12 protein-coding genes are annotated in these 13,747 nt (G+C 58.0%); 11 read left to right on the top strand and 1 reads right to left on the bottom strand.

The features are described from left to right. The first annotated feature begins 11 nt into the window (after nt 1-11). The 3 genes from AC2FI9_RS21420 to AC2FI9_RS21410 are packed head-to-tail and all read left to right on the top strand — an operon-like array spanning nt 12 to nt 2,807. Entirely contained in the window at nt 12-1,052 is a 1,041-nt protein-coding gene (locus AC2FI9_RS21420) for an LLM class flavin-dependent oxidoreductase (RefSeq protein WP_282119698.1), read from the top strand. Nucleotides 1,053-1,056: 4 nt separating this feature from the next. Then, a complete protein-coding gene (locus AC2FI9_RS21415; RefSeq protein ID WP_108862257.1) occupies nt 1,057-1,860 on the top strand; it encodes a carnitinyl-CoA dehydratase in 804 nt (267 codons plus the stop codon). Continuing rightward, complete coding sequence (locus AC2FI9_RS21410; RefSeq protein ID WP_282119699.1) at nt 1,857-2,807, top strand: 3-hydroxyacyl-CoA dehydrogenase NAD-binding domain-containing protein; 951 nt, start codon at nt 1,857-1,859, stop codon at nt 2,805-2,807. The genes AC2FI9_RS21415 and AC2FI9_RS21410 overlap by 4 nt, the downstream gene beginning before the upstream one ends. On the opposite strand, the gene AC2FI9_RS21405 is transcribed toward AC2FI9_RS21410, so the two are convergent. Continuing rightward, the gene (locus AC2FI9_RS21405; RefSeq protein ID WP_496726481.1) at nt 2,804-3,847 is read right to left on the bottom strand and encodes a GlxA family transcriptional regulator; all 1,044 of its coding nucleotides are present in this window, start codon (nt 3,845-3,847) and stop codon (nt 2,804-2,806) included. The genes AC2FI9_RS21410 and AC2FI9_RS21405 overlap by 4 nt on opposite strands. Nucleotides 3,848-3,979: 132 nt before the next feature. Between AC2FI9_RS21405 and AC2FI9_RS21400 the strand changes: the two genes are divergently transcribed. From AC2FI9_RS21400 to AC2FI9_RS21365, 8 genes are all read left to right on the top strand, one after another. Continuing rightward, nucleotides 3,980-4,870, top strand: a complete 891-nt coding sequence (locus AC2FI9_RS21400; protein ID WP_058272684.1) for a beta-keto acid cleavage family enzyme — start codon at nt 3,980-3,982, stop codon at nt 4,868-4,870. Further along, nucleotides 4,863-5,864, top strand: a complete 1,002-nt coding sequence (locus AC2FI9_RS21395) for an ABC transporter ATP-binding protein (RefSeq protein WP_282119701.1) — start codon at nt 4,863-4,865, stop codon at nt 5,862-5,864. The genes AC2FI9_RS21400 and AC2FI9_RS21395 overlap by 8 nt, the downstream gene beginning before the upstream one ends. Nucleotides 5,865-5,942: 78 nt before the next feature. Beyond that, nucleotides 5,943-7,049: an extracellular solute-binding protein gene (locus tag AC2FI9_RS21390; protein WP_058272769.1), complete on the top strand. Its 1,107-nt coding sequence runs from the start codon at nt 5,943-5,945 to the stop codon at nt 7,047-7,049. 62 nt (nt 7,050-7,111) lie between these two features. After that, nucleotides 7,112-7,960, top strand: a complete 849-nt coding sequence (locus tag AC2FI9_RS21385; RefSeq protein ID WP_058272685.1) for an ABC transporter permease — start codon at nt 7,112-7,114, stop codon at nt 7,958-7,960. Next, nucleotides 7,957-8,754 carry an ABC transporter permease gene (locus AC2FI9_RS21380; protein WP_108862254.1) on the top strand — a complete coding sequence of 266 codons (798 nt, stop codon included), beginning with the start codon at nt 7,957-7,959 and terminating at the stop codon, nt 8,752-8,754. Before AC2FI9_RS21385 ends, AC2FI9_RS21380 begins: the two co-directional genes overlap by 4 nt. Nucleotides 8,755-8,766: 12 nt before the next feature. Next, the gene (locus AC2FI9_RS21375) at nt 8,767-9,927 is read left to right on the top strand and encodes an acyl-CoA dehydrogenase family protein (RefSeq protein WP_496770593.1); all 1,161 of its coding nucleotides are present in this window, start codon (nt 8,767-8,769) and stop codon (nt 9,925-9,927) included. Beyond that, nucleotides 9,924-12,014 (top strand): acetate--CoA ligase family protein, encoded by a 2,091-nt coding sequence (locus tag AC2FI9_RS21370; RefSeq protein WP_282119702.1) that lies wholly within the window; start codon nt 9,924-9,926, stop codon nt 12,012-12,014. The genes AC2FI9_RS21375 and AC2FI9_RS21370 overlap by 4 nt, the downstream gene beginning before the upstream one ends. After that, entirely contained in the window at nt 12,011-13,156 is a 1,146-nt protein-coding gene (locus tag AC2FI9_RS21365) for a serine hydrolase domain-containing protein (protein WP_282119703.1), read from the top strand. Before AC2FI9_RS21370 ends, AC2FI9_RS21365 begins: the two co-directional genes overlap by 4 nt. The last annotated feature ends 591 nt before the right edge of the window (nt 13,157-13,747 follow it).

Genomic DNA, 13,747 nt, shown 5'->3' with positions numbered 1-13,747 from the left:
GGGAGAGAACAATGAAATTCCAACTTGCCGTGAACATGGAGCGGATCGACGACAATCTGGACATGCAGGATGTCGCCCGTCACACGCTGGAGATGGTGCAGATCGCCGAAGAGGGTGGGTTTGATATCGTCTGGGCCGCCGAGCACCACGCGTTGGAAATGACCATCGCGCCAAACCCTTTCCAGATCCTTACTTGGTGGGCTGCCGAAACCAGCCGCATCCGTCTGGGCACGGCCGTTGCGACGGCGGCCTATTGGCACCCGATCAACCTGGCGGGCGAAGCGGCGTTCACCGATCTGATCACCGGCGGGCGGTTGGAATTCGGCATCGGTTCGGGGGCCTATCAGCGCGAGTTTGACCGAATGAGACCGGGGCTCAAGCAATCTGATGCCTGGCGTTACATGCAGGAAATGCTGCCTGCGGTGCGTGAGCTTTGGAAGGGCGACTACGAACACAACGGGGAATACTGGCAATTCCCGACCTCGACCTCAGTGCCAAAGCCGCTTCAGAAGGAGGTGCCGGTCTGGGTCTCTGCGCGCTCACCCATCACCTATGACTACGCTATGCGGGAAAGGTGCCATGTGAACTGCTGGCCGTTCACACGTCCCTTTGCAGAGGCCGAACTCTACAAGAAACAACTGGATGAGGCGATTGAAAAGGCCGACAACGGCTGGGTGCCACGCTTCGCCTTGATGCGCCATTCATGCGTTTATGACAACGCAGCCGATGGTGAAAACGCGATGCGGGCGATCCGCCGCCTGCTGAGCCAGTTCGAAAACCTGTTTCGCAATCTGGGCGATGTGAAGGACGGCTTCCCCGCCTCCATCCCGCTGGATGAACTGGAGGGACGGGAACAATACGACCCCGTGATGTTGGAGGAGAACTTGATGTTCGGTTCTCCCGACCGGGTCATCGAAAAGCTGAAGCGCTATCAGGCGCTGGGTGTGAATGAGTACATCTATTACGCCTCCATGGGGCTCGATCACGCTTCACAACAGAAATCCCTGCGCATGTTCGTCAACGAAGTAATGCCAGAATTCAAAGAGGGATAAGCAGATGTCAGACGGCGTTAAGGTTCACCGCGAGGGTCATGTTCTGGAAGTCACGCTGGAGCGCGGCAAGGTGAATGCCATTGATGTGCCCACGTCACAGGCGCTGGCTGCAGCCTTTCAGGAGCTGCACGAAGACAAGGATCTGCGCTGCGCGATCCTGACCGGTGGTGGAGAGAAGATATTCTCGGCTGGGTGGGACCTAAAGGCGCTCAATGACGGAGAGATGCAGCTCGATAATTGGTGGGAGACCGATGACTACGGCTTTGGCGGCTTCACCGGGCTCACTGAAAACTGGGCGCTGAACAAGCCCGTAATTGCTGCGATCAATGGGTTGGCCATTGGTGGCGGGTTCGAGATGGCGTTGGGGTGCGACCTGCTGATCGCCGCCGATCACGTGGAATTCGGGCTGCCGGAAATGCCCCTAGGCATCGTGCCGGACGCGGGCGCGCTGCAACGATTGCCGCGCCGCATTCCGCACAACATTGCGATGGAGATGTTCTTGCTGGGCCGCCGCATGACCGCGCAGGAAGCAGCGCACTATGGGCTGGTCAACAAGGTGGTGCCGAAAGAGCAGTTGATGGATGCTGCGCGCGAATGGGCGGCTTCGATTGCCTGGTCGGCACCGCTTGCGATGCAATCCGTCAAAGAGGTGCAGCGCGAAATCGAATGCGTGCCACTGGAGCAGGCGTTTCACAAGATGCGCACGGACCCGATGCCGATCTATCGCAAGATGCTCAAATCAGATGATGCTGCCGAAGGGGTGGCGGCTTTCGTGGAAAAGCGCGAACCCAACTTCAAAGGTGAATGATGTATCCTGATCCTATCAGCGTCACCCGCATCACCAGCATTGGCGCGGGCCCAATTGGCGGCGGCTGGGCGGCGCATTTTCTGGCCCGTGGCTATGATGTGACGGCCTATCTGCATGACACCAGTGAAACTGAAGCATTCCATTCGATCCTCAACACCGCCTGGGGCAGTCTGACGGATCTGGGGCTGGCTGAGGGCGCGTCTTTGGACCGTCTCCGCATTGTCACCGACCTTGAACAGGCGCTGGAGGGTGCGCAGTTCGTGCAGGAAAGTGCACCGGAGCGGTTGGAGATCAAACAATCGCTTTACGCACAGATGGGAGAGGTGCTGCCGCCTGACGTTGTCATCGGCTCCTCAACCTCCGGTCTGACAATGAGCGAGATCCAAGCCAAATGCGCGACCCCTGAACGCTGCGTGATCGGACACCCGTTCAATCCGCCCTACCTGCTGCCGCTGGTCGAGATTGTGGGCGGTGACAAAACTGCGCCGGATGCCGTGGTATGGGCCGGGAAGTTTTACGAAATTGCGGGCAAAGCGCCGCTGTTGATGAAAAAAGAAATCCCCGGCTTCGTCGCGACGCGCCTGCAAGAAGCGCTCTGGCGCGAGGCCTTGCACATGGTTGCCAATGGCGAGGCGACGCCGGAAGACATCGACATTGCCTTGATGAATGGGCCTGCGCCGCGCATGGTGTCCCAAGGTCAGTGTATGGCCTTTCACGTGGCCTGTGGCGCGGGCGGCATGGCGACCAATCTGGATCAGTTTGGCCCCGCGCTAAAGCTGCCCTGGACTCGGCTGGAGGCACCAGAACTCACCCGAGAGCTGCGTGGCCGCATGGTCGATGGTTGCAATGACATCGCCGGAGATCGCCACTTTGAGGATATGGCCGCGCAGCGCGATCGAGAGATTGTCGCAGTGTTGCGCGCGTTGCGCGAGGCGCGGTTGGATTAGGGACGGCCCGGAATCTCCTTAAGCGTTGAAAGGAAATCTGACAGGGAACCGGGCCAACTCGGCGCCGGTTCATTTGCAGGCCATGCCTCTCGGTATTCCGAAGGGCGGCGACCAAAGAATTTGCCAAAGGAATAGGCAAAATGGGACAGGGTGTTGAACCCTGACGCGGTGGCAATCTCGCGCACGCTGAGATCGGTGGAGATCAGCAGCAACCGCGCATTCTGCAACCGTCGCAACAAACCGAACTGCACCACAGTGCAACCGACGTGTTTCTTGAATTTCCGCTCTAGCTGTCGCTGCGAGACATCCAGCTTATCAGCGATCTCCGGCACGCTGAGCGGTTCTTCTATGTTCCCTTCGATCAGCGTCATCGCCTCACGCACCAGCGGCAGCATGGTCTCCGTGCTGCGCCCCATGGTGGACCGCTGTGACGCACCCGCGTTGCGGATCGGGTGATGCAACATTTGATCGGCAATTTCGCCCGAAAAGCCACTGCCATGGGTGCGCTCGATCAAACGAAGCATTAGATCCACGCCCGCGAGCCCACCCGAGCAGGTCATGATCTTGCCCTCGATGGTGAACAGGCATTCCTGCACATCCACCCGGTTAAAGCTTTCGCGAAAACCGCTGAGCCAGGACCAGTGGATCGTCGCCGGCTTTCCGTCCAACAGACCCGCCCGCGCGACAATATAGCAGCCAAGCTCAACCCCGCAGATACTGCTCCCCGCCCGCGCGCGCTTGCGCAGCCAAGCGGTAAGCGCGCGGTTATCGTAATGCTCCGTCCCCCAGCTGCCCAAAACAAAAATGTAATCCGCTGGCGGCAGGTTGTCCTGCTCTGCTGAAACGCGGGTTGTCATGCCATTGCTGGCCACGATTTCAGTGCCGTCAAAGGACACGATGTCCCAAGAAAACAGGGGCTCTGCCGAAAGATAATTCGCGATCCGCATCGTTTCGGTCATGGTGATCAATGTGGTTATGTTGAACCGTGGGACCACCACAAAAATGGCATGATGCACAGCGCGGGGCGTCTGCTGGGTCATGTCGATTTGCATGAGCTAAAGTCCAGATTGCATAGTGCGATTTTTCGCCAGCATAGCCGAAAGACTGTCGGATAATCGACATCTTTCTTACCCTTTCCCGCGTCAAGCTGAAAAAAATAGGGGGTTTGCCAGATGAACTATGAGGTTGTCCTGACTTGCGCCGTGACTGGCGCGGGCGATACCACGGGCAAAAGTCCGCATGTGCCCGTCACGCCGAAAGAGATCGCTAATGCGGCGATTGAGGCGGCCAAGGCAGGGGCCTCCGCCGCGCATATTCACGCGCGTGATCCCGAGACGGGCCAAGGCTCACGCGACCCGAAGCTTTTCAAGGAAATCGTGGACCGGGTGCGCGACAGTGACACCGATGTGGTGATCAATGTGACCGCCGGGATGGGCGGCGACTGGATCTCGGACCCGGCCAACCCAGCGATGCCGGGCCCCGGCACGGACATGATCGGCCCCGAGGAACGGCTCGCTCACATCAAGGAATGCTTGCCCGATATATGTTCACTGGATTGCGGGACACTGAATTTCTCTGACACGGACATGATCTATATCTCTACCCCGCCAACACTGCGGCGTATGGCGGCATTGGTGCAGGAATGGGGGGTGAAGCCGGAACTGGAAGTCTTTGACCTTGGCCATATCCGCTTCGCCAAGGCGATGGTGGATGAGGGGCTGATTGATGCGCCTCCCATGTTCCAGCTTTGTCTGGGCATTCCCTGGGGCGCGGATCAGACCGTCGAAACCATGGCTGCCATGAAAGCGCAACTGCCTGCCGGGGCCAGCTGGGCCAGCTTCGGGATTGGACGCGGTCAAATGCCCATGGCAGCGGCCTCTGTCGCGTTGGGTGGCAATGTGCGCGTAGGGCTGGAGGACAACATCTATTTGGAGCGCGGGGTTCTGGCGACCAACGGCCAGCTTGTCACCCGTGCCCGCGAGATCATTGAGCGCATGGGGGGGCGTGTGCTGACCCCGCAAGAGGCGCGCAACAAGCTGAAGTTGAGAGGCGCGGATGGCTGACCTTGCCGATACAGGCAGTTTGCAGGTGCGTAATGTCTCGAAACTGTTCGGGACATTCCGGGCAGTCAACAACATCAGTCTGGATATTCAGAAAGGTGAGTTTCTGACTCTGCTGGGCCCCTCGGGGTCGGGCAAGACCACGCTGTTGATGATGATCGCGGGGTTCCTCGATATCTCTGAAGGGGACATTGCGCTGGATGGGTCCTCCATCGCGCAAACCCCCGCGGAAAAACGCAATTTTGGCATGGTATTTCAGGGCTACGCGCTGTTCCCCCATATGAGCGTGCGAGACAACATCGGATACGCCTTGAGTGTGCGCAAACGTCCCACGTCAGAGATTAGGGCGCGGGTCGACGAGATGCTGGAATTGGTTCAGCTGCAGGATTTCGCGGACCGCAAGCCGGGGCAGCTGTCCGGCGGGCAGCAACAGCGCGTCGCGCTGGCACGTGCGCTGTGTTTTGCGCCACCGGTGTTGCTGTTGGACGAACCGCTTGGCGCGCTTGACAAGAAACTGCGGGTCGAGGTGCAGGAGCAACTCAAGGATATTCACCGCCGAGTTGGCACGACCTTCATCTACGTCACCCATGATCAGGAAGAAGCGCTGTCCATGTCGGACCGCATCGTGATCATGCGCGACGGGGCGATTGAACAGATTGGTACGCCTCAGGAGCTCTATGAGCGGCCAGTGAACCAGTTCACGGCCAGTTTCTTGGGCAAATCCAACTTCATTCAGCAAGACGGCAAAACTTACGCCCTGCGTCCCGAAAAAATCGACCTGCGCAAAGGCGCGGGCCATGCGGAGGCACAGACGAGTGGGGTGGTGCGCTCTATTACCTACTTTGGTTCAATGCAGCGCGTCATCGTGGATGCCAGCGATGGTACCGAAATCGAAGTGGACATCGATGTCTGGCGCAACAGCGAAGCCTTGAACGAAGGCGATACCGTGGACCTGTTGTGGAAAGACGAAGCTGCTGTGGAATTACAAACGGGCTAAAGCCCCAAAAACGTGTGCCGCCAAAAGGTGCCATTGAGCAAAAGTCCGGGAACTCCCGAACCCAATAGGAGGATGAAAATGCACGATAGACAATTCAAGAAAGAGATGCTGCAAGACAGCGCGCAGGCCTACAAGAAAGGCCGCATGGATCGCCGCACGTTCCTGGCGCTTTGTGGTGCCTCGGGCGTGGCGATGAGCGCCGTGATGGCAGGTGATGCCGAAGCCGCTGCTGATCACGTGGTGATGTGGAACTGGGGTGGCCAGTCTGAAGAATGCCACGGCTCCGCCATTGGCGATGCCTTCACCGCCAAGACTGGCAAGGGACTGAAATTTGACACCTCCGGCCCTCTGGAAGGCAAGATCAAGGAAATGGTCGACAGCGGCAATGTCACTGCCGACGTTGCGGACGCAGACCTTTTCAATGCCGTGTCCCTTGGGCCAACAGGCCATCTGGAACCAATTGATTACTCTGTTGTTTCCAAGGAAAAGACCCTGCCAGGCTATGCGCTGGAATATGGGGTTTCGATCATCCTTTATGGCTATGCCTTTGTCTATGACACCGAAGCCTATGGCGATAATCCCCCGCAGAACTGGGCGGATTTCTTTGATACCGCCAAATTCCCGGGCATGCGCTCGCTGTACAAATGGGCCAATGGCTCGCTCGAAGCAGCACTTATGGCGGATGGCGTTGCGGGCGATGCGCTTTACCCGTTGGACATGGATCGCGCCCTCGCCAAGATCAAATCGATCAAGGACAACAGCCTTTACTGGGGCTCAGGGTCCGAGGCGCATTCCATGGTAGTGAATGGCGAAGTCTCGCTCGGCATGGTCTGGCAGAACCGGGGACGTAACATCGAAAATGACACCGATGGGCGCTACAAGCTGGTGAACAATCAGGCCATGGCGATGCCGGGGGCCTATATCGTGCCCAAGGGCAACCCCGCAGGTGCGGCCGTAATGGACTTCATCGCCACAGCGCAAGAGGTGCCTGCACAGCTGGCGCTGCTTGATTGCCTTGGTATGACGCCCTCTAACCCCGAAGCCTTCGGCCAGATCCCCGAAGATCAGCAGCCTTATGCGATCACCTCGGCAATGAACATCGACAAAATCGTTTATAACGATCCCGACTGGTGGGGGAAAAACGGCGGTGATGCGGTGAACGCCTTCCTTGAGGCGATCAGCTAAACACGCCTGATAGCCGCCCGTGTCTTCCTGCGGGCGGCCATCGATTTGGCCCAGGACATTTCATGCAAGCCTTCACCCGACATATCCACCCCGGCTGGCTGATCATCGCACCTTTGATGCTGATGGTCATAGCGCTCTATCTGGGGCCGATCCTGAACATCCTGTGGCTCAGCGTCACGGACCCGGAACCTGGATTGAGTAATTACGCCAAACTGGCGGAAAGCGATGCGCTGATCCGCATTGTCTGGACTACGGTGCGCATCTGCATCATCACCACGATGTTCAGTGTCACGCTGGGCTATTCCATCGCCTATGCCATGGTGCACTGCCACCAACGCCAGAAGAACTATATGCTGACGTTGCTTCTTGTGTCCTTTTGGATTTCCATCCTTGTGCGCACTTTTAGCTGGCTGATGCTGCTGGGGCGCAAAGGGTTGGTGAACGGTACGCTGGAAAACATTGGACTGATTGCCGAGCCCATCGCCTTTATGCGCAATGAGTTGGGCGTGCTGATCGGCATGGTGCATTACATGATCCCCTATGCGGTACTGCCACTGCTGGTCTCGATGCAATCGCTTGATACGCGTGTGATGGATGCCTCGCGCAATCTGGGCGCCAGCAGCACGCAGACCTTCTGGCGCATTTACCTGCCACTGACCCTGCCAGGGTTGGTGGCTTCGACCCTGCTGGTCTTCATCCTGAGCCTTGGGTTTTACGTCACCCCTGCCGTATTAGGCGGTGGCAAAGTGCTCATGGTGGCAGAGTACATTTCTGTGCAATTGCTGGTCACCCTGAAGTGGGGCACAGCCGCGATGCTGGCGGCAATCATGCTGACGGGCGTTCTGGCGATGCTGTGGATCATGTCGCGTTTCATGAAGCTCAGCACCGTGTTTGGGGGGGCTGCACGATGACATCAGGTCTGTTCTCCAAGTTCAACCGCGTGGGCGCATGGGTTTTGTTGCTGTTTCTGGTGACGCCCGCGCTGATCGCCATTCCCGTATCACTGACGCCAAAGCGTTTTCTGTCTATGCCAAAGGGCGAATTGTCCCTGCGCCATTTTCAAAAGCTGTTCACTTCCGAGGAATGGCTGTCGAGCTTTTTCCAAAGTGGCGTGATCGCAGTCTCGACCTCACTGCTGGCAACATTCCTTGGCACGCTCTGTGCCATTGGCCTGTGGCGGGTATCCTCAAAGTATTCCGAGCTGATGCGCGCCTTCCTGCTGCTGCCGCTGATCATCCCGCAGATCATTTCTGCCATGGCGTTCTATCGACTGTGGATCCCGCTTGGCCTGTTGGACAGCTACGCCGGGCTGATCCTCGCGCATACGATCTTGGCAGCCCCCATGGTGCTGATCACAGTCAGCGCCTCGCTGGCGACCTTTGATCCCAAATTGGAACAAGCCTCCAAGAACCTTGGTGCTTCGAACTGGACCACAATGCGCCTGGTGATCCTGCCCTCAATCAAACCGGGGGTCTTTGCCGGAGCGCTTTTTGCCTTCATTCTCAGCTGGGATGAAATTGTCGTGACGCTGTTCATCTCCAAATACACCGTCTACACCCTGCCGCGCCGCATGTGGAACGGCATCCGCGAAAACACCGATCCGACGGTAGCCGCCGCCGCTGTGGTGTTGATCGCCATCACGCTTATTGCCTTCGTGATCTTTTCGATCATGTCCCGTCGTAACGACAAGTCCGAAGCCCCATAAAGGAGGCGCCTTATGAACATGGAAGCCAGTGTTGAAACCGAACTGCTGATCAGCACCGTCCGCCGCTTTGTGGAAACAGAAATGTATCCACACGAGGAGGAAGTGGACCAGATGGGCTATGTCCCCGAAGAGATTGGCCGTCAGATTGAGGCGAAGGCCCAGGAGTTGGGACTGTTTGCCTGCAACTTGCCCGAAGAGGTCGGGGGCGGAGGCCTTGGTTACGGGCCTATGTCCTTGATTGAACGCGAGTACGGCAAGACCAGCCATGCCCTGCAAAGCTGGGCTGCGCGTCCCACGGAACTGCTCATGGCTTGCGAGGGCGATCAGCGCGAACGTTACCTTTTCCCCGCGGTGCGCGGTGAAAAACGAGAGTTGTTCGCCCTGACGGAACCGGACGCGGGGTCGGACGTAATGGGTATGAAAACCAACGCCCGGCGGGATGGAGATGACTGGATCCTGAATGGTTCAAAGCATTTCATCTCTGGCCCCTGTATGCCCGATTTTGCGATCGTTTTTGCTGCGACGGGTGCTGACGAAACGCCACGTGGACCGCGCAAACGGGTGACGGCCTTTTTGGTGGACGTTGGCACACCGGGCTTTGACTGCCGCGAAGGCACCAAATGTGTCAGCTATCGCGGCTACAAGACGTTTGAACTGCACTTCGATAATGTGCGCCTTGGTCCGGGGCAGGTGCTGGGGGAAGAAGGGCGTGGTCTTGAACTCTCTGGCAAATGGCTGGGCATGGGGCGCATCTGGGTGGGGGCGACCTGTTGTGGCAAGGCGGAGCGCATACTGGAGATGGCCACCGAATGGGCCGCGTCCCGAAAGCAGTTTGGCAAACCCATCGGGGCGTTTCAGGCCACCGGTTTCCGGCTTGCAGATGGCGCTATTGGATTGCGCGCAGCCGACCTAATGGTCAAAGACGCCGTGGCGCGTGCCGAACAGGGCGTGATGAGCGATGCGGATGCGGCGATGATCAAGGTCTTTTGTTCAGAAATGCTGGGCAAGATCGCCGATGATGCGGTGCAGATCTACGGTGGCATGGGGCTGATGGAGGAAATGCCGATCCAACGCTTCTGGCGCGACAGCCGACTTGAGCGGATCTGGGACGGCACCTCTGAAATTCAACGCCACATCATCACACGCTCCATCCTGCGGCCCCTGGGTGCATGACCCCAAAGAGACGCGCCAACTTTGAGCGGCTTCTCAAGCCGCGCTCCATCGCTTTTATCGGCGGGCGGGATGCGACCATTGCCGTAAGAGAGGCGCGCAGGCGTGGGTTTGCAGGGCAAATGTGGGCGGTGAACCCCAGGCGAACAGATCTGAAGGGGGTGCCTTGCGTGCCCTGTATCGCTGATCTGCCTGAAGCGCCTGATGCTGTCTATCTGGCCATTCCCGCAGGTGGTATTGTCGCCGCATTGGGCGAATTGGCTGAGATGGGCGTCGGTGGCGTGGTCTGTTTTTCTGCAGGATTCAAGGAAACCGGCGATGCGGCGGCAGAACAGGCGCTGATCGAGGCAACCGGTGACATGGCCCTCATCGGTCCCAATTGTTACGGTTTGATCAACTACATCGACAACGCAGCACTTTGGTCTTTCGAACACGGTGGCTGGTCACCCGGTTACGGTGCAGCGATTGTCACCCAATCGGGCATGTTTTCCTCTGACATCACCATGTCTGCGCGCTCCTTGCCACTGGCATATATGGTATCGGCAGGCAATCAGGCGGTTCTGGGGTTAGAGGACTTTCTTGACGCCTTCGCTGATGACCCGGCAGTGCGTGCTATCGGGCTGCATATTGAGGGCCTTCAAGATATTCCCGCCTTTGAACGCGCCGCCCTGAAAGCCATTGAGCGAGGCGTGGCTGTGGTTGCGCTCAAGACAGGCAGCTCTTCAATCGGCGCAGCTCTGACTGTCAGTCACACGGGATCGCTGTCGGGGTCAGACGCGCTCTATGAGGCGTTGTTTGCGCGCACGGGCGTGATCAGTGTCACCAGCCCCGCGCAGTTTCTGGAAACGCTGAAGTACCTTTGTGTGGTCGGCGCGCCCAAGGGGCCAAGCGTTGCGGGTTTCACCTGTTCGGGGGGCGGCGCGACGATGCTGGCCGATCACGCGGAAAAGATCGGGCTCACGTTCTCGGCTGTCCGCGCAACGGAGCATGCGGCCCTGGTGGATCTGCTGCCAGACATCGCAACAGTGTCAAACCCGCTGGATTACACCACACCGATCTGGGGGCAGGCCGAATTGACCTATCCGGTCTTCGTCAAAGCGATGGACGCCGTAGGGGCCGAAGCGGCAGTTCTGGTGCAGGACTATCCTGCAGAAGGGCTAGATGCCTCCAAGATCTATTACCAAAACGATGCCAGCGCCTTTGCACAGGCTGCCTGCGATCGCGGAATCCCGGCAGCGATTTGTGCGACCCTGCCGGAGAATCTGGACAAGGTCACCCGCCGTTATCTGATCTCGATCGGAGTCGCGCCGATGCAGGGCATTCACGAAACGCTCAACGCCATGCAAAGCGCCAGCATTTGGGCCGCGCGACGTAATCGCATTCTGGCGACAAGGCCGGAGCCACTGATTGCCGGAACCCCGCCTGGCTCACTCGGCATGCTGACTGAGGACGCGGGCAAGGCCTGGCTTGCAGAGCGCGGTTTCACGGTCCCTTCGGGCCGGACAACGACGGCTCAAAAAGCCGAGGTGGCCGCAAAAAAGATCGGCTATCCGGTCGCGCTCAAGATGATGTCTACCCGGCTGGCCCACAAGAGTGAGGCAGGCGCGGTTGCTCTGGGCATTGCCGATGGCGCCGCGTTAAAGCAAGCACTTGATCAAATGAACACGGCTGTCACTGCCTATGATAAGCAGGCCGTGAGCGATAGCTACCTGATTGAGGCCATGTCGCCCACGCCTGTTGCAGAGATGATTGTCACCTTGCGCAATGACCCGCAGTTTGGCGCAGCACTGGTGCTGGGCAGTGGCGGAGTTTTGACCGAACTGGTTGGGGATGCCACAACGGTCCTTCTGCCCTCCACGCAGGACGATATCGCCAGTGCTCTGAAATCGCTCAAGATTTTTCACCTGTTGGAAGGCTTTCGAGGCCGTCCACGCGCCGATATAAACAAGGTGGTCACCGTGCTGAACGACCTTTGTGATGCTTTCCTGCAGGCCCGCGAAAAGGTCAGCGAAATTGAGATCAATCCGATGTTTGTCTATGCTGACCACGTTGTCGCCGTCGACGCGTTGATCCACGAGAATTGCACATGAGCAGGTTGAAGGTAGCCCCCAACCCCGATCTGACCGTGGGGCCAGACAACAAGCAGCGTTGGAATCAGCCTGCCCACCGCCGCCATGGATTTCACAACGCGCACCGCCTGTTCCGACGCACCCTGATGGTGCGTTCGCGAAATGTGTTGATGCTCGAAGAGGCCCACCAGGACCTGACAGCAACCGTGCCCGCGTTGGCGGACCTTCTGGCACATCCCGCCTTCTCTGCGTTTTGCTGCCTACGGGACGGGCAGGTGATCATGGAACAGGCCGCACCAGATTTTGGGACAGACCGACCGCATTCGATCCAATCCATTACAAAACTGCACATTCACCTGATTATGGGACAGTTGATCGGCCAAGGGTTCGTCTCGCCTGACGCAAAGGTTGCACAGTATTTGCCCGATATTGGATCTGGCTACCGCGAGGTTAACGTTCAGGCTCTCCTGGATATGGCAGTCAGCAATGATTTTACCGAAGACTATGATGACCCGCATGCGGATTGCTATGATGAAGAGATTGCCCTGGGCTGGCGCCTACCCACCGAGGATCAGGAGGAAATCTCGCTCAAGGACTTTGCTTCCAGAATTAGGGGGTTCAGAGAGACAGAGGCGCGAACAGTAGCGGAGTACAAGTCGGCCAACACAGATGTGCTGACATTGATCGCAGCGCAGGTTTGCCCCGTCCCACTTACAGCACAAATTGAACGGATTGCAGATGCCGTTGGTTACGAGGGCGCCTTTCACATCAGCCTGAGCAAAGATGGTTTCCCTGCCTTTTCCGGTGGGGGTTGCCTGAGTGCTCGGGATCTCGCACGGTTTGGCCTATTTCTTGCGCGCGGCGGTCTTGATCTGTCTGGAAACGCATGTGCCAATGCAAATTTCCTCCGCCAAAGCCTGACCCGCTCAGCACCATCTCTGACACCGCCAAAAGAATGGCTGCGCTACTCCAACCATATCATGACCGACGGACGGGTGGTTGCGCATGCCGGTTACGGTGGCCAGTTCCTGATGGTGGACACGGTCACTGGCACGTCATGCGCGTTCCTGAGCGTTCTCGAAAACGACGCCGGGTATGATGACACCTTCATGAGCAACGTCGCGCAGGTTCTGCGACACGTCTGCTGCGCCGAAACCGCATAGGATTCAGGTATAGTAGCAAATGTCTCGCGCCATCTTTTCCAAGTTCGCCCGTTATCATAAATGACATCTGGAAGAACACTTTTCCTGACGCAGCGCGTGTGTATCCTTCTGTTTTCAGGCTACCTCTTGCGAAGCTCTGAGATTCATGAACGAACGACCGGTTCGTTGAAATCAGAAATTTTTTGGGCATCACAAATGAATACCCGGTAATGTGCCGCCTTGATTGGAGCCAATGTCGGCTTTCCGCGATTCCAAGCCATTGGTGCGAGGTGCAGCATCCGGTATTCTTGGGCTCTGAGCCGTCGATCAGCCCGGTTTGTGCGAAGGGTGGCTTGTGGAAGACGAATATCAGCACGATTGGCCAAGCCGATGAAATCGCCGGGTCATCTCGTTTTTCCTAAAGTCTGCTTACGGGAACAGGCTCAACCTTCGACCGCTGCACTGCCGCATGTCTGCTTCGAGCCCAATCTGCTCATTCATGAAAGGTGCGGCATCCGTCACGAAGGGCGGGAAGCGGTTCTCTGATCGCGGTATTGTCAAGGGCGTTGGATTTGTTGTCCGCCGGGGTCTTGGTTCTCTCCGAAGTCAGGT

It is taken from the genome of Ruegeria sp. CDSA246, from assembly GCF_059611225.1.
Note: the sequence above shows the minus strand (reverse complement) of the source record. Positions and strands in the feature narration are given on the sequence as shown.

Coding starts and splice junctions, on each gene's coding strand:
- AC2FI9_RS21395 (WP_282119701.1), top strand. CDS start 4,863: ATGGCTGACCTTGCCGATACAGGCAGTTTGCAGGTGCGTAATGTCTCG.
- AC2FI9_RS21370 (WP_282119702.1), top strand. CDS start 9,924: ATGACCCCAAAGAGACGCGCCAACTTTGAGCGGCTTCTCAAGCCGCGC.
- AC2FI9_RS21400 (WP_058272684.1), top strand. CDS start 3,980: ATGAACTATGAGGTTGTCCTGACTTGCGCCGTGACTGGCGCGGGCGAT.
- AC2FI9_RS21385 (WP_058272685.1), top strand. CDS start 7,112: ATGCAAGCCTTCACCCGACATATCCACCCCGGCTGGCTGATCATCGCA.
- AC2FI9_RS21380 (WP_108862254.1), top strand. CDS start 7,957: ATGACATCAGGTCTGTTCTCCAAGTTCAACCGCGTGGGCGCATGGGTT.
- AC2FI9_RS21375 (WP_496770593.1), top strand. CDS start 8,767: ATGAACATGGAAGCCAGTGTTGAAACCGAACTGCTGATCAGCACCGTC.
- AC2FI9_RS21420 (WP_282119698.1), top strand. CDS start 12: ATGAAATTCCAACTTGCCGTGAACATGGAGCGGATCGACGACAATCTG.
- AC2FI9_RS21405 (WP_496726481.1), bottom strand. CDS start 3,847: ATGACCCAGCAGACGCCCCGCGCTGTGCATCATGCCATTTTTGTGGTG.
- AC2FI9_RS21365 (WP_282119703.1), top strand. CDS start 12,011: ATGAGCAGGTTGAAGGTAGCCCCCAACCCCGATCTGACCGTGGGGCCA.
- AC2FI9_RS21415 (WP_108862257.1), top strand. CDS start 1,057: ATGTCAGACGGCGTTAAGGTTCACCGCGAGGGTCATGTTCTGGAAGTC.
- AC2FI9_RS21390 (WP_058272769.1), top strand. CDS start 5,943: ATGCACGATAGACAATTCAAGAAAGAGATGCTGCAAGACAGCGCGCAG.
- AC2FI9_RS21410 (WP_282119699.1), top strand. CDS start 1,857: ATGATGTATCCTGATCCTATCAGCGTCACCCGCATCACCAGCATTGGC.